A 21,897-nucleotide genomic window follows, 5' to 3' on the forward strand; every position below is an offset into this window, starting at 1 on the left:
ATCGCCGCGGGAGACGCGAGGCCGCGTCCGGTCCTTCAAATTACCAGTCGGAGGACGGCCCCCGTCGCCGCCGTCGCCGCCGTCGGCCGCCCCCGGCCCCGTCAGCCGAGCAACTGCCGACGCAGGGCCTCGTCCTTGCGCTCTACCATCGCCTCCAGCTCGGCCTGGAACGCCTCCATCCGCTCGCGCAGGGCGGGGTCGGAGGCGGCGAGGATCCGCACTGCCAGCAGACCCGCGTTCCGCGCCCCGCCGATCGACACGGTGGCCACGGGGACGCCGGCGGGCATCTGCACGATCGACAGCAGCGAATCCATGCCGTCGAGGTGCTTGAGCGGCACGGGGACACCGATGACCGGCAGCGGCGTCGCCGAGGCGACCATCCCGGGCAGGTGGGCGGCACCCCCGGCGCCGGCGATCACCACGCGGATCCCCCGACCCGCAGCCGAGCGCGCGTAGTCGAGCATCTTCTGCGGTGTGCGGTGGGCCGAGACCACCCCGACCTCGAAGGGGATGCCGAACTCGGCGAGCGCCTCCGCGGCGGCCTCCATGGTGGGCCAGTCGGAATCGCTGCCCATGATCAGACCGACCTGAGGCCCGTCCTGTCGATCGGTCATCGGTGTCGCCTTTCGTAGAGGTTGTTCGCTCAGCGTTCGAAGTCCCCGGCGGGAGCCCCCGTGTGGGGGTCCCAGCCGTCGGCCCACTGCGCGTGGGAGAGCCAGTGGGCCGCGAGTTCGGCGACCGCGCGGACGGTGGACACCTGGTCCGCGTCGTCCGGGTCGACGCCCGGGTCGGCGAGCACGTTGACGTGTCCGATCTTGCGGCCGTGCCGTTCGGACTTGCCGTACAGGTGCACCTTGGCGTGCGGGAACCTGGCGGCGAGATGGTGGACCCGCTCGTCCATGCTCATCCCGGGCGTCTCGGGGGCTCCGAGCACGTTGGCCATGACGGTGAGGGGCGCGGTGGGGACGGTGGAGCCGAGCGGGTAGTCGAGCACGGCCCGGAGGTGCTGCTCGAACTGGCTGGTGGTGGCCCCGTCCATGGTCCAGTGGCCGGAGTTGTGGGGCCGCATCGCCAGTTCGTTGACCAGGACCCCCGGGCGGCCGTCCGAGCCGATGACCTCGAACAGCTCCACGGCCATCACGCCGGTCACGTCGAGGTGCTCGGCCAGTCGCAGCGCGGTGGCCTGTACGGCGGAGCGGAGCTCGTCCGGCAGGCCGGGGGCGGGCGCGATCGCCACGGAGCAGATCCCGTCACGCTGGACGGTCTCGACGACCGGCCACACGGCGCCCTGCCCGAACGGCGAGCGGGCCACCATCGCGGACAGCTCCCGCGTCCACGGGACGCGGGCCTCGGCCATCATCGGCACGCCGGCCGCGAGCTGGGAGTCGGCGATCCGCTCGGCCTCCTCGAGGGAGTCCGGCATCCACACCCCGCGTCCGTCGTACCCGCCGCGCGCGGCCTTGAGGACGATGTTCCCGTCCTGCTCGGCGTGGAAGCGACGGACGTCCTCGAGCGAGTCGACGCCGGTGAACGGCGGGACGGGGGCACCGATCTCCGCCAGCGCCCGACGCATGACCAGCTTGTCCTGCGCGTGGATGAGTGCGGACGCGCGGGGCCGCACCGCGACGCCGGCCGCCTCGAGGTCGAGCAGGATCTGCGGGGGCACGTGCTCGTGGTCGAAGGTCATCACGTCGGCGCCCTCCGCGGCGGCACGGACGGCCTCGGGGTCATCGTGGGCACCCATGACCACGTCCGGCGTGACCTGGGCGGCCGGGTCCTGCGGGTCGGCGGCGAGCACGCGCAGCGTCTGGCCGAGGGCGACGGCCGCCTGGTGGGTCATGCGGGCGAGTTGTCCCCCGCCGATCATCGCCACGACGGGCGTGCCGAGGGGATTGCGGCGGATGCGCGAGTCGTCGTTCACGTCGCCCATCGTCTCACGTGGGGCGAGCCGGTCACCGACGCCCCGGGAGCCCCCATCGGAACCGCGGCCCCGCGACGGCGGGAGTCGGCGGGGGCGGGGGCGGCAGTCGCATGAGCTCGTCATAGACGGCCGCGTGGACGCGGGCCACCTCCGGGACGTGGTCGATCTCCACCGGTGGCAGGTGACCGAGTTCGAGGATGAGGCAACCCGTGCCCAGGGCGCGGTCGGTGAGGGTGTGGCGGAACCTGACGGCGCTGATCCTGCGCAGCGGCACGTCCACGCACCGTCGCGAGGACCCGGCCGGTCGGTAGAGCACCCTCTCGTCGGTGACCACCAGGTCGGTCCGCGCCCACCGGATCAACGGCCACAGCCCCAACCGGAGGACGATCAGCGCGTACAGCACCGCCACCATGGCCCAGGTCGCCGTGCGGTCGGCTGCGTGGACCACCTGCACCTCGATGAAGCCGCCGGCGATACCCGCGAGGCCGGCCCCGATGACCGTCACCAGCGCGGGGCGCGCGAGGGCGCGCCAGTGCGGGTGGGTGTGGACGATGAGCGTCTCCCCCGGCGCGAGGACCGATCGGATGAAACCCACGGGTCAGCCGCCCCACCGACCGCCGGCGCCGCGGACGTGGGTGACGTCGCCGGCGGCGACGGCGAACTCACCGTCGGGGTCGACGACGACGAGACGACCGTCATGATCGACCCTGTCCGCCCGCCCGGTCCGCACGACGTCCCCGGGCAGCTCGACCCTCACCTCGGCGCCGATGGTGGAGCAGGCTTCGGTGTAGGTCGTCATGAGCAGGTCGGAGACGGTCGATCCGCTCCCGCGCTCGCACTCGCGCCACTGGCGGTGACGCAGGGCCAGCGCCTCGAGGACCGCGCGGGCCACGGCGTCCCGGTCGCCCGACCCCCCGGCGAGGGCGAGGGAGGTGGCGTGGGGAACGGGTAGCTGCTCACGGGTGAGCGAGACGTTGATCCCCACCCCCACCACGACGGCCGGCAGGCGGACCGGGAAGTCCCCGCCGCCCGGCACGGTGGTCATCTCGGCGAGGATCCCGGCGATCTTGCGCCCGTCCACCAGGACGTCGTTGGGCCACTTGAGGGTCGCGTCGACGCCACCGGCCTCGCGCAGCCCGTCCCGCACCGCGAGACCGGTGACGAGGGGCAGCCACCCGAACAGGGTCGGGGAGACGGCCCCGGGGCGGAGCAGGACGCTGACCGCGACCTGTGTGCGGGGCGGGGCGGTCCACACCCGACCGAGACGACCGCGTCCGGACGCCTGGTGTTCGGCCAGCAATACGCTGCGATCGGGCGCACCCCCGGTCGCCCGGGCGATCAACTCCGCGTTCGTCGACCCGATGTCGTCGACCACCTCGAGCGAGGAATACGGCGCGTCCGGGCCCTGGACAAGAACACGACGGAGCGCGTCGGCGTCCAACCTGGGCTGGGTCTCGGGACCGGAATCTGCGTGCACGACCCCCAGCGTATGCGGCCGGCCCGACATCGGGCGGGGTCGACGCCGGGGGATGTACGCCGGGTCACGTCGCCACGCGAGCCGGTCACTGGTTAGAGTCTTGCAACATGACGACTGCCTCAGAACCGGACGTGAACTCGGCTCTGTCTAACGACGTACCGACGGCATCCGCGACCCCCGACATCCACACGACCGCCGGGAAGCTGTCCGAGCTGCGTCGGCGCCTCGACGAGGCCCGGGCCCCGATGGGGCAGGCCGCGGTGGACAAGACCCACGAGAAGGGCCTGATGACGGCCCGCGAACGGATCGAGAACCTCCTCGACCCGGGTTCGTTCGTGGAGATCGACGCCCTGGCCCGCCACCGCGCCACCACCTTCGGCCTCGCCGAGCGTCGCCCGCTGGGCGACGGTGTCATCACCGGGTACGGGACCATCGACGGCCGCAGCGTCTGTGTCTTCTCGCAGGACGCCACCGTCTTCGGCGGATCACTGGGCGAGGTCTACGGCGAGAAGATCGTCAAGGTCATGGACCTGGCCCTGAAGACCGGCCGCCCGATGATCGGCATCAACCACGGTGCCGGCGCCCGTATCCAGGAGGGCGTCGTCTCGCTCGGCCTGTACGGCGAGATCTTCCACCGCAACGTGCTCGCCTCGGGGGTCATCCCGCAGGTCTCCCTCATCATGGGCCCCTCGGCCGGCGGGCACGTCTACTCCCCCGCCCTCACGGACTTCACCGTGATGGTCGACAAGACCTCGCAGATGTTCGTCACCGGCCCCGACGTCATCAAGACCGTCACCGGCGAGGAGGTCTCGCAGGAGGAACTGGGCGGCGCCACCACGCACATGACCAAGTCGGGCGTGTCCCACTACACCGCCAGTGACGAGCAGGACGCCCTCGACTTCGTCAAGGACCTGCTCTCCTACCTGCCGAGCAACAACCGGGCCGAGGCCCCCCGGTTCCCGTTCCCGGTCGCCGAGGGTGCGATCGAGGACAACCTCACGCTCGAGGACCAGGATCTCGACACGATCATCCCGGACTCCTCCAACGCGCCGTACGACATGCACGAGGTCATCTCGCACATCGTCGACGACGGCGAGTTCCTCGAGGTCCAGGGCCAGTACGCGATGAACATCATCGTCGGCTACGGCCGCGTCGAGGGCCGCAGCGTGGGCGTCGTGGCCAACCAGCCCACCCAGTTCGCCGGTTGCCTGGACATCAAGGCGTCGGAGAAGGCCGCCCGTTTCGTCCGCACCTGCGACGCGTTCAACATCCCCATCCTCACGCTCGTCGACGTCCCGGGCTTCCTGCCGGGGACCGGCCAGGAGTTCGACGGCATCATCCGCCGCGGTGCCAAGCTGCTCTACGCCTACGGTGAGGCCACCGTCGGCAAGGTCACCGTTATCACCCGCAAGGCCTACGGCGGCGCCTACGACGTCATGGGTTCCAAGCACATGGGTGCGGACATCAACCTGGCCTGGCCGACCGCCGAGATCGCCGTCATGGGAGCGTCCGGAGCCGTCGGGTTCGTCTACCGCAACGAGCTCAAGCAGGCCGCGGCCAACGGCGAGGACGTCGACGAACTGCGCCTCAAGCTGCAGGCCGAGTACGAGGACACTCTCGTCAACCCGTACGTCGCCGCCGAGCGCGGGTACGTCGACGCGGTCATCCCCCCGTCGCACACCCGACTCCAGGTCGCCCAGGCGCTGCGTCTGCTCGACCGGAAGGTCGTCGAGGTTCCGGCCAAGAAGCACGGGAACATCCCGCTGTGACCGGCGAGCAGCAGCAGGACCCGGCCCGGCAGCCGGAGAAGCCGTTCTTCGAGGTGGTGGGGGGCAACCCCACTCCCACGGAGGTGGGCATCCTGTCCGCGGTCTTCGCGACCGCCCAGGGGAACGCCGCCCACGCGAGCGAGCACGACACCGGTATCAAGGACGACTGGGGATCCTACGACGATCGCCTGCGCCGGCCGTTCGGGTACAGCCCGAGCTCGTTCCTCAACCGACGCCAGTACTGAGCGCCGGAAACCGAAGACACACCCCGCCGCCCCCGTCCCCGCCCTCCCGCGTGCCCCGATGCACATGCCGGAGTCCGGGCGCGGGGGCGGCGTCGTTCACCCGCCGGGACCTGTCGGCTTCCCTAGGCTGGCCGGAGCGCCGCCGGGTGGCCGGCGAGCAGTTCTCCAGGAGGTTCAGATGACCGAGGACACCACGTCCCGCGGACAGGGGGCCCCGGCGACGGGCGACGAACCCGCCCACGACCCGGCGGACGTCGACCGCGATCACGGTCGACGGGCCGGCACCGACGAGGGCACCGCGACCAATCACACCGACATCATCGGGCGGACCGATCCGGCAGCGACCCGACCCGGGGCGGCGATCGTCCACCAGGACGAGACGACGAAGATCGTCGCGTTCGAGTTCGACGAGGGCCAGGAGATGGCCGACCACGCCGCGTTCCACCCGATCCTCGTCCAGGTTCTGCGGGGGCACGTGGAGTTCGGCCTACCCGACCGCACCGTCGAGCTGAACCCCGGCGAGATCCTCCACCTCACCGCGAAGCTCCGCCACCGGGTCCGGGCACTCGAGCCCACCACGCTGACCATCACGATGCTGCTGCCGCGATCCTGACCCCGTGGCTACGCTGAGGCCCATGATCGCGTTCGTCCTCGCCTCGGCCTCCCCGTCCCGACTGCGGATCCTCGAGCAGGCGGGGGTCGACCCCCTGATCCGCCACCCGCAGGTCGACGAGGACGCGCTCCAGGCCTCGCTGCCCCCGGGGACCCCACACGTGCGGGTCGTGGAGGAGCTGGCCCGCGCCAAGGCGCAGGACGTCCTCCATCGCGAGGGGGAGACGCTCGCGGCCGAGGCGAGGTCGGCCGGGGCGGACACACTCGTGGTCGTGGGGTGCGACTCGATGCTGCTGGTCGACGGCCAACTCGAGGGCAAACCGCACACCTACGAGCGGGCCATGGAGCGGTGGCGGAGGATGCGCGGGCGTCACGGGGTCCTGCTCACCGGCCACTCGCTGATCGTGGCCGACCTCACCGGGGACGAGCCCGTCGCGGTCACCTTCTCCGAGACCGACACCTCCGACACCACGGTGCACTTCGGCGCGCCCTCCGACGCCGACCTGGACGTGTACCTGCGCACCGGGGAGCCGCTCGAGTGTGCGGGCGCGTTCACCATCGAGTCCCTCGGCGGGTGGTTCATCGACCGCATCGAGGGCGACCCGTCGAGCGTGATCGGACTCAGCCTTCCGCTGCTGCGGCGCCTCCTCGAGGGCGCCGGTCTGAACGCCCACCACGTCTGGCGACCCGAACTCCGGACGTGACTCCACCCGGTTCCTCGCGACCGCGAACGTGACCCCCACGACAACGTCGCAGGTCAGGCCTCGCCGCTTCCGAGGAGTCCGCCCCCGCGGGCCAGCCCTTGGACCCCCAACACCACACATGAGGGGGGCCTCTCATTAGACTGCGTGAGGAACTCGGTGGGCCCCACGGCCGATCGACAGTAGAGACGTTTATCACCAGGAGGCCCTGAGTGCCCAGTCATGCCAGCTCTCACATCACCAAGGTCCTCGTCGCCAACCGCGGCGAGATCGCCGTCCGTGTGATCCGTGCGGCGAAGGACGCCGGCCTGGCCAGCGTGGCCGTGTACGCCGAGCCCGACGCCGACGCACTGTTCGTCAAGCTGGCCGACGAGGCCTTCGCCCTGGGAGGCACCACCTCCGCGGAGTCGTACCTGGTCTTCGACAAGATCCTCGACGCCGCCGCCAAGTCCGGCGCCGACGCCATCCACCCCGGTTACGGCTTCCTCTCCGAGAACGCCGACTTCGCCCAGGCCGTCATCGACGCCGGCCTGATCTGGATCGGCCCCCCGCCGCAGGCCATCCGCGACCTCGGTGACAAGGTCACCGCCCGCCACATCGCCGAGCGGGCCAACGCCCCCATGGCCGCAGGGACCAAGGACCCGGTCGCGGGCGCGGACGAGGTCGTGAAGTTCGCCGAGCAGTACGGCCTGCCCATCGCCATCAAGGCCGCCTTCGGCGGCGGTGGCCGCGGAATGAAGGTCGCCCACAAGATGGAGGAGGTCGCCGAGCTCTTCGAGTCGGCCACCCGTGAGGCCGTCGCCGCGTTCGGTCGCGGAGAGTGCTTCGTCGAGCAGTACCTCGACAAGGCCCGCCACGTCGAGGCCCAGGTTCTCGCCGACCAGCACGGCAACGTCATCGTCGCCGGAACCCGCGACTGCACCCTGCAGCGCCGCTTCCAGAAGCTCGTCGAGGAGGCCCCCGCGCCGTTCCTCACCGATGAGCAGCGCCAGCGCATCCACGACTCCGCCAAGGCCATCTGCAAGGAGGCCGGTTACTACGGCGCCGGCACCGTCGAGTACATGGTCCAGGGCGACACGATCTCCTTCCTCGAGGTGAACACCCGCCTCCAGGTGGAGCACCCGGTCACCGAGGAGACCGCCGGCATCGACCTCGTGCTGCAGCAGTTCAAGATCGCCGAGGGCGAGGTGCTCGAGTTCACCGAGGACCCGGCCCCGCGTGGCCACGCCTTCGAGTTCCGCATCAACGGCGAGGACGCCGGCCGTGGCTTCCTGCCCGCCCCCGGCACCATCACCGGCTACCACGAGCCCACCGGCCCGGGCGTCCGCATGGACTCGGGCGTCGAGCAGGGTGACACCATCGGCGGTCAGTTCGACTCCATGCTCGCCAAGCTGATCGTGTGGGGCGAGGACCGCGACCAGGCGCTCGCCCGCTCGGCCCGCGCCCTGGCCGAGTACAAGATCGAGGGCATGGCCACGGTCCTGCCGTTCCACCAGCACATCGTCACCAACCCGGCGTACGTCGGCGACGGCGAGAGCTTCGACATCTACACCAAGTGGATCGAGGAGGAGTGGGACAACCCGATCGAGCCGTGGTCGCCCACCGGCGCCCCGGCCGATGACGACGAGCCCGTCGAGCGCAAGAAGGTCGTCGTCGAGGTGGACGGCCGTCGCGTCGAGGTCTCCCTGCCCGGCGATCTCGCCTTCGGAGGCTCGCACGCCGGCGGCACGGTCCGCCGCAAGGCCAAGTCCCGCACCCGTGGCGGCGCAGCCGGTGCGGCCGCGTCCGGTGATGCCGTGTCGGCCCCCATGCAGGGCACCGTCGTGAAGGTCGCCGTCGAGGAGGGCCAGGAGGTCAAGGCCGGCGAGCTGGTGGCCGTGCTCGAGGCCATGAAGATGGAGAACCCGGTCACCGCGCACAAGGACGGCGTCATCACGGACCTGTCCGTCGATGCCGGCGCCGCCGTCACCCAGGGAACGGTCCTCTGCGAGATCAAGTGACCTCGTGACGTGGTGGGCATTCTCGCGCCCACCACGCGCCGAATCCCCGGCGCATCTGCGTCGAACACGAATCCGCCCCTCGGATCTCGATCTCCGCCCCGGCCCCCGGGAGCGAATCGAGATCCGAGGGGCGGATTCGTCGTCAGGCAGTCCGGACACGGCCGAGCCACTCCGACCGCAGCCCAGCCACCCCAACCGCGGCCGAGCCACCCGGCCGGCCCGCCCGTACGGGACCGACTCAGCCGGCCGAGCTCTCGACCACCGGTTCCGCGCTGGCGGGATCGAACATCGCGTCCGCCAGGAACTCGCGGACCTCGGGCACACGCCGCAGGAATCCGTCGGCCTCGTCGTCGGACTCCGCCACCTGGCTCGCCTCCTCGGCGTCGATACGCCGCTCGAACAGCTCCACCTCCCTGGCGACCCGGTTCTCGTCCCAGCCGAGCACCTCGGCCATCAGTTCGGCCACCTCGCGGGCGCAGTCGACGCCACCGTGCTGATACTCCATCGAGATCCGCGTGCGACGCACGAGGACGTCCTCGAGGTGGAGTGCGGCCTCGGCGAGAGCGGCGTGCACGATCTCCACACGCAGGTAGCGCTCGGCTCCGCGGACGGGATCGAGGAGGTCGGGCCGGTCGGCGGCGAGCTCGAGCACGTACTCGGCGAGCGTGCCGTACCGGCCGAGCAGGTGCTGCATCTGGTCCTCGCGGATCTCGTACTGGTCGGCGATCCGGTCGGCTCGGTTGACCATCCCCGGGTAGCCGTCGGCGCCCAGCAGCGGGATCCGCTCCGTCGTCGACGGTGGCACGGTGGCGGAGCGCTCCCCCAGCTCCGCGACGGCGGCGTCCACCGCGTCCGCGGCCATCACACGGTAGGTCGTGTACTTCCCGCCCGCCACCACGACCGCGCCGGGGGCCACCGTCATCACGGCGTGTTCGCGGGAGAGCTTGGCGGTGGAGTCGGCACCACCCGACAGCAGGGGGCGCAGGCCCGCGTACACACCGCGGACGTCCTCGCGCCCGATCGGGGTGGTGAGCACCGAGTTGACGTGGCCGAGGATGTAGTCGATGTCCGCGCCGGTGGCCGCCGGGTGGGCCAGGTCCAGCTGCCAGTCGGTGTCGGTGGTGCCGATGATCCAGTACTCGCCCCACGGGATGACGAACAGCACGGACTTCTCGGTGCGCAGGATGAGCGCGGCCTCGGAGTCCACCTTGTCGCGGTCGACCACGATGTGCACGCCCTTGGAGGCCCGCACGGTGAACCCGCCCTCCTCGCCGAGCATCTTCTGGAGCTGGTCCGTCCACACCCCGGCGGCGTTGAGCACGGCCCCCGCCCGGACGTCGGTCTCCCGGCCGGTCTCGGCGTCGCGGACCCGCACGCCGGTGACCCGGTCGCCGTCGCGCAGGTAACCGATCACCTGGGTCGAGTTGGTCACGACCGCACCGTGGTGCGCCGCGGTACGGGCCAGGGTGAGGGTGTGGCGGGCATCGTCGACGAGGGTGTCCCAGTAACGGATCCCGCCCACGACGGCGTCCTCCCGCAACCCGGGGGCGACCCGGCGCGCTCCGGCGCGGCTGTAGTGCTTCTGCGGCGGGACGCTCTTGGAGCCGCCCATCACGTCGTAGAGCATGAATCCCGCGGCCATGTAGGGGCGCTCCCAGAACCGACGGGTGAGCGGGAAGAGGAACTTCAGCGGGGTGACCAGGTGTGGGGCCAGGCGCGTCATGCTGAGCTCACGCTCGTGCAGTGCCTCGGCGACCAGGCCGAAGTCGAGCTGCTCGAGGTAGCGCAGTCCGCCGTGGAACATCTTCGAGCTGCGGGACGAGGTGCCGGCGGCGAAGTCCCGGGCCTCGACGAGCGCCACGTTGAGCCCCCGGGTGGCCGCGTCCAGGGCGCTGCCGGTGCCCACCACCCCCCCGCCCACGATCACGATGTCGAAGGTGTCCTCCGACAATCTGCGCCAGGCCTCGGCGCGACGGTCGGGGCCGAGGACGGATCGGGACCTGGTCGTGGGCATGGATGCTCCCCTGAAGGGGCCGGGCGCGGGTTCCGGCCGGTCGTCGACGACTCTACGCGCGAGCGGACGTAGTCTTGGCCGTGTGACTCGCAGCACCTACATTCTGGCGATCGACCAGGGCACCACGTCGACGCGGGCGATCCTCTTCGACGACCGGGGCATGCCGGTGCCCGCGGCGACGGCCCAGGTCGAGCACCGGCAGATCCTGCCCAGGGCGGGCTGGGTGGAACACGACCCCCTGGAGATCTGGCGGAACGTGCGGGCCGCCATGGCCCAGGTCGCGAGCAGTGTGGATCTCGAGCCGGCGGCGGTGACCGCCATCGGGATCACCAACCAGCGCGAGACCACGGTGGTGTGGGACAAGGCCACCGGCGAACCGGTCCACAACGCGATCGTCTGGCAGGACACCCGCACCTCCGGCATCTGCGCGCGCCTGGCCGATGCTCACCCCGACGGCGACGACCGGTTCCGCGACGCCACCGGCCTGCCCCTGTCGACCTACTTCGCCGGTCCCAAGATCCGGTGGATCCTCGAGCATCTGGACTCCCGGGGGGAGCGCGGCACCGAGCGGGCCGAGGCCGGGGAACTGCTGGCGGGGACCATCGACTCGTGGCTGGTGTGGAACCTCACGGGTGGGCGCAGGGGTGGCGATGACGACGAGGCGGCCCTCCACGTCACGGATGTCACCAACGCGTCGCGGACCCTGCTCATGGATCTGCGGACCCTGGAGTGGAGTGACGAACTGTGCCGTGAGGTCGGCGTCCCCCGGGCGATGCTGCCGCGGATAGTCCCCTCCTCCGGGGTACTGGGGCACGTGACGACGCGGCGGATGTTCGGCGGTACGCCCATCGCCGGGATCCTCGGAGACCAGCAGGCGGCGATGTTCGGCCAGACGTGCTTCGAGCCGGGCGAGGCCAAGAACACCTACGGCACGGGTGCGTTCCTGCTGCTCAACACGGGCACCACCCCCCAGTTCAGCGAGAACGGGCTGCTCACGACCGTCTGCTACCAGCTGGGGGACGACGACCCCGTGTACGCACTCGAGGGGTCCGTGGCCGTGGCCGGGTCACTGGTGCAGTGGCTGCGCGATAATCTCGGGGTGATCTCGACCGCGGACGAGACCGAGGCCCTGGCCGAGTCCTTGGACGACAACGGTGACTGCTACCTGGTGCCGGCGTTCTCGGGGCTGCTCGCACCGCGGTGGCGGCCGGATGCCCGCGGCGCGATGGTCGGCCTGACCCGCTTCCACACCCGGGCACACCTGGCGCGGGCGGCTCTCGAGGCCACGGCGTTCCAGAGCCGTGAGATGGCCGCCGCGATGGTCGCCGACGCCGGGGAGTCCGCCGACGCCCTGCGGGTGGACGGCGGGATGGTGGTCAACGACTTCCTCATGCAGTTCCAGGCCGACATCCTCGGGGTGGACGTGATCCGTCCGGAGGTGACCGAGACCACCGCGCTGGGTGCCGCGTTCGCCGCCGGCCTCGCGGTGGGTCAGTGGGACTCCCCCGGCCGGCTCCGCGAGCTGTGGCGGGAGGACCGTAGGTGGACGCCGCAGATGCCCGAGCAGGAGCGCCAACGGCTGATCGGTCGATGGGACGACGCGGTCGAGCGGACGCTGGGCTGGGCGGACGTCGAGGGCTGAACCGGCAGCCGCGCGGGCTTGCCGGCCTGCGCGGTCCCACGGTCGGGACCCCGGCGTCCGCGTGCACGCCGTCCGACGCGGCGTCAGACGGCGTGGAAGACCGCCGGCCGCAGCGGACGGACGGCCAGTCGGGAGCCCGTCTCGACGCGCTGACCTGTGGGTACCGGCACGGCGCAGATCTGGTCGGTGCCGTCGAATCGCATCCGCACCAGGGTCCGGGCGCCCCCGAACTCCACGGCGGTGCACACGGCGTGGCCACGGATCTCCTCGTCGTCGTCTCCGGCGGTGTGCCCGTCGGCCCCGATCCCGCGCACCTCCAGGCTCTCGGGGCGCCACAGGACGGTCCCTCGTCCCCTGGCGGGCGAATCCAGCGACACGGTGCCGAGGACCGTCTCCGCCGTCACGCCGGTCGCCGTGGCCGGCAGGGCGACGGTCTCGCCGGAGAGATCGGCGACCCCGCGGCTGACCGGATGGTGGTAGAGCCTCTCGGGGGTGTCGACCTGGGCGAGCTCCCCGTCGATGAGGACCGCGACGCGATCAGCCGTCGCCATCGCCTCGGAACGGTCGTGCGTGACGAGGATGGAGGTGGCCCCGGCTTCGGCGAGCAGTGCCGCGACCTCCGCTCTCACCGCTCCGCGCAGGGCCGCGTCGAGCGCGCTGAAGGGCTCGTCGAGCAGGATCAGCCCGGCACCGGGAGCGAGTGCCCGCGCGAGTGCCACCCGCTGCTGTTGACCGCCCGACAGCTGTGATGGCCGATCACCCGCCCGGTCCGCCAGCCTGACCAGGTCGAGCACCTCGCGGACACGCTCGGCGCGTTCGGCGCGGCCGCGCCACCTCGCGAGCGGGCCGGGCGGAACCAGTCCGAACCCCACGTTGTGCGCCACGTCCAGGTGGGGGAACAGCGCGCCCTGCTGGGGAACCAGCCCGATCCCGCGCCGCTGGGCACTGAGCCGGTCGATGCGACGACCGTCCAGCAGGATCCGTCCGGACGACACCGGGTGGAGACCCGCGATCATGCGCAGCATCGTGGTCTTCCCCGATCCGGAGGCGCCCAGTACCGCCACCGATTCCCCCGCCTCCACCCGCAGGCCGACGCCGCGGACCACCGAGGTGCCGTCATAACCGCCGGAGACGGCGTCGAGTTCCAGTACCCCGCCGGGGCTGGGATTCCAGGTCATGGCTCGCTCCGCTCGGTCTCGTTCGCCGGACCCGGGGCCACTGTCGCCGCCCCCGGGGTGCGCCCGCCGCCCGCGCCCCAGCCGAACGACCGACTCAGCACGAACGCGGGGATGACGGCCACCACCACCAACATGGCGGCGTACGGGGCCGCCTGCGAATAGGCCGCCACCTCGGTGTGCGACCACATCGCGGTGGCGAGCGTCTCGGTGCCCGTGGGCCGCAGTAGTAGCGTGGCGGGCAGTTCCTTGGCCACGCTGAGGAACACGAGGCTCCCGCCCGCGAGGATCCCCGGCATCGCCAGTGGCGCGACCACCCGCGCGAACGTGCGCAACCGCCCGGAGCCCAGTCCGGCGGAGACATCCTCGAGGCTCACCGGGATGGCACTGACCGACGAGCGCACCACCCCCACCGCGAGCGGCAGGAACAGCACCACGTAGGCGAACACCAGCATCGGTGTCTGCTGGTAGAGGCCCGGCACCAGTCGGATACCCACGAACACCACCGCGAGGCCCACCGTGATGCCCGGGAGCGCGAAGCCGACCTGCGCGACGGTCTCGGTGGCCCGAGCGACGAGCCCGTCCGAGCGTGCCGCGAGGATCCCGATGGGCAGCGCCAGCACGATGGTGGCCAGCGCCGCCACCGCCGAGACCCCGGCGGTCGTGAGGGCGGCCCGGAACACCGGCGCCCACGAGACGTCCACGCTCGCTGCCGCGCGCACCCACCGGGCGAGGCCGACGAGTGGGCCGAACACCCCGCCCGCGAGGATGACGGCGACGACGACGAGGGCGGGCACCTTCAGGCGTCCCAGCGGTAGCCGGGTGGGCGCCGAGTCCACCCCGGCGCCGACCCTCGCGACCTCACCGCGCCTGGCCCGCCGCTCGCCGACCATCACGACCAGGGCCAACACGATGAGGACGCAGGCCAGGACGGCCGCCGGGACGCGGTCGAACGCCGCCCGGTAGGAGTGGTAGATGCCCAGGGTGAACGCCTCGTAGCGGAGCATCGCGACCGCCCCGAAGTCGGACAGCGTGTACAGCGCCACCAGGAGCCCGCCCGCGGCGACGGCCGGTCGGATCTGCCGGAAGGTCACCCCGAACACGGCGCGGGTGGTGCCGTGACCGAGGGTGCGCGCGACCTCCTCCAGTCCCGGGTCCACCCGCCGGAGGGCGGCGGAGGCGGGGAGGAACACGTACGGGTAGCAGGAGATGGTGAGCACCGCGACGGCCCCCGGCAACCCGAGGACCTCCGGGAAGTCGGCCACCCAGAGGTAGCCGAGGACATACGACGGGGTGGCCAGCGGAACGCACAGGAGCGCACCGATGACCGGGGCCCCCGGTAGGTCCGTGCGGACCACGAGCCACGCCATCCCCACCCCGACGATCACGCTGGCGGTGGTGACCAACACGACCAGCACGACGGTGTTGCCGAGGAGGGTCAGCGTCCGACCGGAGCCGAGCACCTCGGCGGCGGACGCCGGGCCGCGTTCGCCCGCCCGGATGACCAGGTAGACCAGCGGGATGAGCGTCGCCGAACACGCCAGCACGGCGGCGGTCCCGAGCAGGGGCCGGCCGCCGCGCAGTCGCGTTAGCAGGTCGATGTCCGGTCCGTCAGATCATGCCGACGCGGGCGAGCATGGCCTGCGTCTGCTCGAGACCGTCCAGCTGACCGAGGTCGATGTCCGGGCCTCCGAGCGTCTCCAGCGGAGGGAGACCGGCCGCATCCGTGGCGATCCCCGGGACCACGGGGTACTCGCTGGTCTCCTCGACGAAGTACGTCTGGGCCGGTTCGGCCAGGAGAGCCTCCACCACACGGCGGGCGTCGTCGGGGCGGTCCGTGGAGGCGAGGATCGCCACGCCCGCGACGTTGACGAGCGCACCCGGGTCACCCTGCGCCATGTACTTCACGCGGGCGCGCATGTTCTCCGCACCCCGCTCCGCGGCCGAGTTGTACCAGTAGTAGTGATTGGTCAGACCGAGTTCGACGGTGCCCGCGTCGACGGCCTGCAGGAGCGCGTTGTTGTTCTCGAAGGTCAGCGGGTCGTTGGCGAGGAAGTCCCGCAGCCACTGCTCGGCGGCCTCGTCTCCCCGGTCCACTCGCAGCGCCGTGACGAAGGACTGGAACGACGCGTTGGTGGGCGCGTAACCCACTCGCCCCTTCCACTCGGGGGCCAGGACCGCGTCGATGGTGTCGGGCACCTCCGCCTCGTCCAGCGTCCGGGAGTCGTAGATCAGGACGCGCGCCCGCAGACTGGTCGCGACCCACGTGTCGTCTGCCGCCCGGTACTCGGCGGGGACGACGCCGGTCACGGACTCGTCGAGCTCCTGTAGCAGGCCCGCGTTGTCGAGGGCGCCGAGGGCGCCGGCGTCCTGCGAGAAGAACACGTCCGCGGGGCTGGCCTCCCCCTCCTCCGCGATCTGCGCCGCCATCTCGGGGGTGGAGGCGTACCGCACCTCGATGTCCACGCCGGTGGAGTCCGAGATCTGCTCGATCAGCGGGGCCACGAGGCTCTCGCTGCGACCTGAGTACAGCACCAGCGGTTCCGACTCGTCGGAGTCCGAGGTGCAGGCCGCCAGCCCGAGCACGAGGGATCCGGCGGTGGCCAGGGCTGCGAGACGGCGCAGCGTCATGGTGGCTCCTTCACGGTTTTCGGCGCCGTGTCGTCGACGCCGACGGAGCTTAGCCTAACCTGAACGGCCATTCCGGGGCAGTGCGCGGGGCACGCGACATCGTCTCCATCGCACCGGATGCCGGGGTCAGTCGAGGTCGTCGTGGCGCATGAGCTGGCGAGCCGCCTCCGTGATCGTGCCCGTCATCGACGGGTAGACCGAGAACGAGCCCGCGAGATCGCCCACTGTGAGCTGGTTCCGCACCGCCACCGAGATCGGCAGGATGAGCTCGGAGGCGGTGGGGGCGACGACCACGCCGCCGATCACCACTCCCGAGGCCGGACGACAGAAGAGCTTGACGAAGCCGCGGCGCAGGCTGCGCATCTTGGCCCGCGGGTTACCGGACAGCGGCATGACCTCCACGCGCGCCGGCACCTCGCCGCTCTCGATCTGCGCGTGCGAGATACCGACGGTGGCGATCTCCGGGCGCGTGAACACCGCCGAGGCGACGGTCCGCAGCTTGATGGGGCTGACGCCCTCGCCGAGTGCGTGGTACATCGCGATGCGCCCCTGCATGGCGGCCACGGACGCGAGCGGGAACAGGTCGGTGCAGTCGCCGCCCGCGTAGATCCCCGGCGCGGAGGTCCGCGAGACGCGGTCGACCTTGATGTGGCCGCTGCGCTGCAGTTCGACGCCGGCGCTCTCCAGGCCGAGTCCCTCGGTGTTGGGAACGGAACCCACGCAGATGAGGGCGTGGGAGCCCTTGACCGTGCGGCCGTCGCCGAGCCGGACGATGATCCCGTCCTCGAAGTGCTCGACCGCGTCGGCACGTGCGTGCTTGACCAGCGACACGCCCCGCTCGCTCAGCGCCTCCTCCAGCACCAGGGCGGCGTCGGCGTCCTCGTGCGGCAGCACACGGTCGCGGCTGGACACCATGGTCACCTTGACGCCCATCTCGGTGAACGCCGAGACGAACTCCGCACCGGTGACGCCCGAGCCGATGACCACGAGGTGCTTGGGCAGCTCGGTGAGGTCGTAGAGCTGACGCCAGTTGAGGATCCGCTCGCCGTCCGGCTCGGCCCCCGACAGCACCCGGGGACTGGATCCGGTGGCGATGAGCACCACGTCGGCGTCGAAGATCTTCTCCTGGCCGCCCTCGAAGGTCACCGCGATGCGGTGCGAGGCCATACCGGGCTGGGAGTCGTGGAGACGGGCCCGTCCGGAGAGCAGCCGCACGCCCTCGCGCTGGAGCTGCGACCGGATGTCCGCGGACTGGGCGCGGGCCAGGGACTTCACCCTGCCGTTGACCTGGCCCAGCTTGTAGGCGGTGGGATCGAAGTGCGCCTGCACGCCCATCTCCTCGGCCCGCCGCATGTCCGTGCGGACGCCGGTGGTGGCGATGAACGTCTTGGACGGGACGCAGTCGCTGAGGACGCAGTTGCCACCGATGCCGTCGGAGTCGACGATCGTGACGTCCGCACCGTACTGGGCCGCGACCAGCGCGGCCTCGTATCCGGCGGGTCCGCCGCCGATGATGATGATGCGTTGCGTCACATGTCCTCCACGGCTCACAGGGGTAAGGGCCGGGCGCCGCGGCCCGCTGTGGCGGATCGCGTCACGTCCGCCGTACACGGTAGTCGAACGTCTCGATCGGGGACGCCGGGACATCTGGCCGGCACCGCCCGAGGGGCTAGGGTTGTGGGCGTGCCTCTCTACGCCGCGTACGGGACGAACATGTATCCCGATCAGATGAACACCCGCGCGCCGCACTCTCCCTTCGCCGGGACGGGGTGGCTCGAGGGTTGGCGCCTGACCTTCGCCGGGGACGACCCCACGTGGGAGGGTGCTGTCGCCACCGTCGTCGAGGACCCGGACTCCAGGGTGTTCGTGGTGCTCTACGACGTCCCCGACGAGGACGTCCGCGCCCTCGACCGCTGGGAGGGCACGGATCAGATGCCCGCGCGCAAGATCCGGGTCCGCATCACCCGCCGGCCCACCGTGCCCGACGGCCCCCCTGTCGGCGCGCAGGAGTCCGAGTTCGCGGTGGACGCCGCCCCGGCCGGCACCGACGACACCGTGCTCGCCTGGCTGTACGTGATGGACGCCTTCGAGGGCGGCCTGCCGTCGGCGCGGTACCTGGGCCTGCTCGCGGATGCCGCCGAGTGCGCGGGTGCCCCCGAGTCCTACGTGCACGAGCTGCGCACCCGCGAATCGCGCAACGTCGGTCCGGGCGCCTGACGCGGATGGCGCACCTGCTGTCCCCCACCGGCGAGGCCCGCGCGGCCGCCGCCCGGATCGCCGAGCTGAGCGACCGGGGCCACCACGATGTGGCCCTCGTCCTGGGATCGGGGTGGTCCGAGGTCGTGACCGGACTCGCGGATCCGGGCACCGCCGTGACGATCCCCGCGGCCGACCTGCCCGGGTTCGTCGTCCCCGCCGCCGCCGGTCACCGCGGGACCGTCACCAGCTGCCTGGTCGACGGGGTCCCGCTGCTGTCCGTGGCCGGGCGCACCCACCTCTATGAAGGCAGGGGAACCGGGCCGGTCGTGCACCCCGCCCACGTGGCGGCGGCGGTCGGGGCCCGCGCGCTGGTGCTCACCAACGCCGCCGGGGGCCTGCGTGACGACATGTCCGTCGGCGACCTCGTGCTCATCCGCGACCATCTCAACCTCACCGGGCGCTCGCCGTTGACCGGGCCGGTGTTCGTGGACCTGGTGGACGCCTACTCCCCCAGGCTGCGCGCCGCGGCCGCCGACGCGATCGGGTCCGCCGAGACCGCAGCAGCCGAGGGAACCGCCACCCGTCCGCCGGAGGGCGTCTACGCCGCCATGCCCGGCCCCCAGTACGAGACGCCGGCCGAGATCCGCATGCTGCGTACCCTCGGGGCCGACCTCGTGGGGATGTCGACGGTTCCCGAGACCATCGCCGCCCGCGGGCTCGGACTCGAGGTGGTCGCGGTGTCGCTCGTGACGAACCTCGCCGCCGGTGTCACCGGTCAGCCGCTGGACCACACCGAGGTGCTGGCCGCCGGCGCCGCCGGGTCCGCCCGCCTGACCGGGGCCCTGCGCGCGCTCGTCCCCGCCGTGGCCCGCGCCTGAGGGCGACCGGTGACCGCGCCCGTGCCCGATCCCGCCCCGCTGGCCTTCGGCACCGCCGGCGTCCGCGCACCCCTCGGGCCCGGGCCCGACCGGATGAACGAGCGGACCGTCGCCGCCGTCGCGACCGCCGTCGCACGGTATCTGCGGGAACGTGAACCGACCGGGTCGACGGTCATCGTGGGCGGAGACGCCCGGCACGGGTCGGCCCGATTCGTCGACGTCGCGGCTGCGGTTATCGCGGCGCACGGCCTCGTCGTCGTCGTGCCCGGCGCGCCCGTCCCCACCCCGGTCGTCGCCGCGGCGGTCCGCTCGCGCGGCGCGGTGGCCGGGCTCATGGTGACCGCCTCCCACAACCCCGCGAGCGACAACGGCGTCAAGGTCTACGGGCGCGGCGGCGCGCAGATCGTGCCGCCGACGGACGCCCGGATCGAGCGGCACCTGCACGCCGCGATGCGGGAGGGCGTCGGCGTGCCCACGGCCGTACCCGGGTCGGTTCGTGTGGACCCCACGCTCGTCGACGACTACGAGGCGGCCGTCGTCGCGGCCCTGCCCCGGCCCGGTCGGCCGCCCCGCGTGGCCCTGACCCCCGTCCACGGCGTGGGCGGCGAGCTCTGCCGTCGCGTCCTGGCCGGGATCGGGGTGCGCGACGTGACCCTGGTGGCCGAGCAGGCGGACCCGGACCCGGACTTCCCCACCGTCGCCTCCCCCAACCCGGAGCGGCCGGGGACCACCGCACGGCTGCTGGAGCTGGCCGCGCGGATCGACGCCGACGTCGCGATCGCGCTCGACCCGGACGCCGACCGGTGCGCCGTGGGATTCGCCGACGCGGACGGTCGGTGGCGGATGCTCGACGGCGACGAGACGGGCGCGGTGCTCGCCGACCACCTGCTGCGCGAACCGCTTCCGGGATCGGCCGCGGGCGAGGGGCACGGCCTGCCGGTGGTCGCGTCGACGATCGTCTCCTCGCGGTTGCCGTCGCTGCTGGTCCCGGCGCGCGGCGGACGGTACGTGTCGACACTGACCGGGTTCAAGTGGCTCATGCGGGCCGGCGAGCCGCTGCGGTACGCGTACGAGGAGGCGATCGGGCACTGCGTGCTGCCACACGTGGTCGCCGACAAGGACGGGATCGCGGCGGCAGCGGTGTGGTGTGCGATGGTCGGGTCGGGCGGGCCGTCGGTCGGCGCGCGGCTCGCCGCGCTGGACTCGGAGTTCGGGGCGCACCTCCGGCGGAACGTGGCGCTGCCCCTGGCGGCCGACTCGGACCCGGCGGCGGCGCTCCGGCGGGCTGCCGGGCTGCTCGCCTCCGTCGGTGAGGTCCGGCCACTGGAGGGCACCGCGGGCTTCCGGGTGGACTCGGGAGGTGCCCGCGCGGTGGTACGGCCCTCCGGCACGGAGCCGCTGCTCAAGACGTACGTCGAGGCGTGGACTCCGCCGGCGCCCTCGACATCGGACCGCGACGACGCCGCCCGGCGACTCGCGGAGCTCGGTGACGCGGTCGCGGGCGCGGTGGGCGGTTAGCGGCTGTCGGCTGGCGGTTGCCGACTGGCGGTTGCCTGCTAGCGGGGCCCGAAGAGTCGGTCGCCCGCGTCACCCAGGCCGGGGACGATGAAGGCGTTCTCGTCGAGGCACTCGTCGATCGTCGCGGTGACCAGGGTCGCCGCCAGCCCGGAGGTGCGCACGGCCTCGATACCCTCCGGTGCACACAGGACGCACACCACGGTGACGCCGGTCGCCCCGCGCGCCGCGAGTGTCTCCAATGTCGACACCAGCGACCCGCCCGTGGCGAGCATCGGGTCCAGGACCACTACGTGGCGACCGGCGAGGTCGTCCGGCAGCGAGCACAGGTAGGACACCGGCTCGTGACTCTCCTCGTCGCGGGCCAGGCCGATGAACCCGACCTGCGCGCCCGGCATCAGACGGGTAGCCGGATCCAGCAGGCCCAGTCCGGCCCGCAGCACCGGCACCACGAGCGGCACGCCGTCCACCGCGACCGCGGTGGTGTCCGTGATCGGCGTGGTCACGGTGACCTCGGTCGTCGGCACGGACCGGAAGGCCTCGTAGCAGAGCATGGTGCCGAGGGCGTCCATCGCGGCGCGGAACCCGGCGGTGTCGGTGGCGGAGTCGCGCAGCGTACGGAGCCGGTCCCCGACCAGTGGGTGATCCACGACGATGATGTCCATGCCCGTCAGGATTCCATACGGACGGAATTCCGGATCGGGTGGAACCGGATCGCCTTCCCAGCGCGTCGAACCCTGTGACGGGACGAGAAGAGCGACGAGGGGACGTAGGACATGACGGACGGGGCGATCGACGTCCATGTCGACGGTTTACGAGAACTGGGAACGGGATTGACGACCCTTGCCGACACGCTCGGGGGAGCACTGGAGGCTGTGGACGGGTTGCCGATCGAGGCGGTGGCGCCGGTGGTCGGGCCCGTGGGTGCCGACTTCATGTCGGCTCTGATGGCCGCGACCGCACGACACCGCGAGGTCCTCGCCGGCCTCACCCGCGTCACCGACGCCGCCGGGGAGCTCGTACTCGAGACGGCCCGGCTGTACGAGGAGTCCGACGTCGCCGGCGCGAGGGCGATCGACGGCGCCGGGAGCGGTCTGGACGAGAGGTGGGTGTGATCC

General features: G+C 72.1%; 20 protein-coding genes. 10 read left to right on the forward strand and 10 right to left on the reverse strand.

The features are described from left to right. Positions 1–101 precede the first annotated feature (101 nt). Genes purE through L8M95_RS15365 form a run of 4 tightly spaced genes read right to left on the reverse strand, consistent with a single transcriptional unit; the run spans position 102 to position 3,428 of the window. Positions 102–614 carry a 5-(carboxyamino)imidazole ribonucleotide mutase gene (purE, locus tag L8M95_RS15350; RefSeq protein WP_260486946.1) on the reverse strand — a complete coding sequence of 171 codons (513 nt, stop codon included), beginning with the start codon at positions 612–614 and terminating at the stop codon, positions 102–104. 29 nt (positions 615–643) lie between these two features. Beyond that, positions 644–1,930 carry a 5-(carboxyamino)imidazole ribonucleotide synthase gene (locus L8M95_RS15355; RefSeq protein ID WP_260486947.1) on the reverse strand — a complete coding sequence of 429 codons (1,287 nt, stop codon included), beginning with the start codon at positions 1,928–1,930 and terminating at the stop codon, positions 644–646. A 22-nt stretch (positions 1,931–1,952) separates the two neighbouring features. Further along, positions 1,953–2,516 carry a PH domain-containing protein gene (locus L8M95_RS15360; protein WP_260486948.1) on the reverse strand — a complete coding sequence of 188 codons (564 nt, stop codon included), beginning with the start codon at positions 2,514–2,516 and terminating at the stop codon, positions 1,953–1,955. A gap of 3 nt (positions 2,517–2,519) precedes the next feature. Further along, entirely contained in the window at positions 2,520–3,428 is a 909-nt protein-coding gene (locus L8M95_RS15365; protein ID WP_260486949.1) for a biotin--[acetyl-CoA-carboxylase] ligase, read from the reverse strand. A gap of 77 nt (positions 3,429–3,505) precedes the next feature. Between L8M95_RS15365 and L8M95_RS15370 the strand changes: the two genes are divergently transcribed. From L8M95_RS15370 to L8M95_RS15390, 5 genes are all read left to right on the forward strand, one after another. Beyond that, on the forward strand, positions 3,506–5,167 hold the full coding sequence (locus tag L8M95_RS15370; RefSeq protein WP_260486950.1) for an acyl-CoA carboxylase subunit beta: 1,662 nt from the start codon (positions 3,506–3,508) through the stop codon (positions 5,165–5,167). Beyond that, complete coding sequence (locus tag L8M95_RS15375) at positions 5,164–5,412, forward strand: acyl-CoA carboxylase subunit epsilon (RefSeq protein ID WP_260486951.1); 249 nt, start codon at positions 5,164–5,166, stop codon at positions 5,410–5,412. Before L8M95_RS15370 ends, L8M95_RS15375 begins: the two co-directional genes overlap by 4 nt. Positions 5,413–5,590: 178 nt before the next feature. Next, entirely contained in the window at positions 5,591–6,025 is a 435-nt protein-coding gene (locus L8M95_RS15380; RefSeq protein ID WP_260486952.1) for a cupin domain-containing protein, read from the forward strand. Positions 6,026–6,047: 22 nt separating this feature from the next. Next, on the forward strand, positions 6,048–6,728 hold the full coding sequence (locus L8M95_RS15385) for a nucleoside triphosphate pyrophosphatase (protein WP_260486953.1): 681 nt from the start codon (positions 6,048–6,050) through the stop codon (positions 6,726–6,728). 209 nt (positions 6,729–6,937) lie between these two features. After that, positions 6,938–8,725 carry an acetyl/propionyl/methylcrotonyl-CoA carboxylase subunit alpha gene (locus L8M95_RS15390; RefSeq protein WP_260486954.1) on the forward strand — a complete coding sequence of 596 codons (1,788 nt, stop codon included), beginning with the start codon at positions 6,938–6,940 and terminating at the stop codon, positions 8,723–8,725. 238 nt (positions 8,726–8,963) lie between these two features. On the opposite strand, the gene L8M95_RS15395 is transcribed toward L8M95_RS15390, so the two are convergent. Then, positions 8,964–10,739, reverse strand: coding sequence for a glycerol-3-phosphate dehydrogenase/oxidase (locus L8M95_RS15395; protein WP_260486955.1), 1,776 nt, complete (start codon positions 10,737–10,739; stop codon positions 8,964–8,966). An 82-nt stretch (positions 10,740–10,821) separates the two neighbouring features. Between L8M95_RS15395 and glpK the strand changes: the two genes are divergently transcribed. After that, positions 10,822–12,381 carry a glycerol kinase GlpK gene (glpK, locus tag L8M95_RS15400; RefSeq protein ID WP_260486956.1) on the forward strand — a complete coding sequence of 520 codons (1,560 nt, stop codon included), beginning with the start codon at positions 10,822–10,824 and terminating at the stop codon, positions 12,379–12,381. Between the two features lie 83 nt (positions 12,382–12,464). Here the strand turns inward: glpK and L8M95_RS15405 are convergent, their stop codons facing one another. From L8M95_RS15405 to L8M95_RS15420, 4 genes are all read right to left on the reverse strand, one after another. After that, the gene (locus L8M95_RS15405; protein WP_260486957.1) at positions 12,465–13,559 is read right to left on the reverse strand and encodes an ABC transporter ATP-binding protein; all 1,095 of its coding nucleotides are present in this window, start codon (positions 13,557–13,559) and stop codon (positions 12,465–12,467) included. Beyond that, on the reverse strand, positions 13,556–15,103 hold the full coding sequence (locus L8M95_RS15410) for an iron ABC transporter permease (RefSeq protein ID WP_260486958.1): 1,548 nt from the start codon (positions 15,101–15,103) through the stop codon (positions 13,556–13,558). The genes L8M95_RS15405 and L8M95_RS15410 overlap by 4 nt, the downstream gene beginning before the upstream one ends. Positions 15,104–15,167: 64 nt before the next feature. Continuing rightward, positions 15,168–16,187 (reverse strand): iron ABC transporter substrate-binding protein, encoded by a 1,020-nt coding sequence (locus L8M95_RS15415; protein WP_260486959.1) that lies wholly within the window; start codon positions 16,185–16,187, stop codon positions 15,168–15,170. Between the two features lie 126 nt (positions 16,188–16,313). After that, positions 16,314–17,720, reverse strand: coding sequence for an NAD(P)H-quinone dehydrogenase (locus tag L8M95_RS15420; protein ID WP_260486960.1), 1,407 nt, complete (start codon positions 17,718–17,720; stop codon positions 16,314–16,316). Between the two features lie 150 nt (positions 17,721–17,870). Here L8M95_RS15420 and L8M95_RS15425 point away from each other — a divergent pair, with 150 nt between their 5' ends. The 3 genes from L8M95_RS15425 to L8M95_RS15435 are packed head-to-tail and all read left to right on the forward strand — an operon-like array spanning position 17,871 to position 20,782. Beyond that, a complete protein-coding gene (locus L8M95_RS15425; RefSeq protein ID WP_260486961.1) occupies positions 17,871–18,404 on the forward strand; it encodes a gamma-glutamylcyclotransferase in 534 nt (177 codons plus the stop codon). A gap of 5 nt (positions 18,405–18,409) precedes the next feature. Further along, positions 18,410–19,264 (forward strand): purine-nucleoside phosphorylase, encoded by an 855-nt coding sequence (locus L8M95_RS15430; RefSeq protein ID WP_260486962.1) that lies wholly within the window; start codon positions 18,410–18,412, stop codon positions 19,262–19,264. Between the two features lie 9 nt (positions 19,265–19,273). Then, positions 19,274–20,782 (forward strand): phospho-sugar mutase, encoded by a 1,509-nt coding sequence (locus tag L8M95_RS15435; RefSeq protein ID WP_260486963.1) that lies wholly within the window; start codon positions 19,274–19,276, stop codon positions 20,780–20,782. A gap of 38 nt (positions 20,783–20,820) precedes the next feature. Here L8M95_RS15435 and upp read toward each other — a convergent pair whose 3' ends face one another. Next, positions 20,821–21,444 carry a uracil phosphoribosyltransferase gene (gene upp / locus L8M95_RS15440; RefSeq protein ID WP_260486964.1) on the reverse strand — a complete coding sequence of 208 codons (624 nt, stop codon included), beginning with the start codon at positions 21,442–21,444 and terminating at the stop codon, positions 20,821–20,823. Between the two features lie 111 nt (positions 21,445–21,555). Between upp and L8M95_RS15445 the strand changes: the two genes are divergently transcribed. Next, positions 21,556–21,894, forward strand: a complete 339-nt coding sequence (locus L8M95_RS15445) for an ESX-1 secretion-associated protein (protein ID WP_260486965.1) — start codon at positions 21,556–21,558, stop codon at positions 21,892–21,894. Positions 21,895–21,897: the final 3 nt, after the last annotated feature.

Source organism: Dietzia sp. B32 (assembly GCF_024732245.1).
Classification (GTDB): domain Bacteria; phylum Actinomycetota; class Actinomycetes; order Mycobacteriales; family Mycobacteriaceae; genus Dietzia.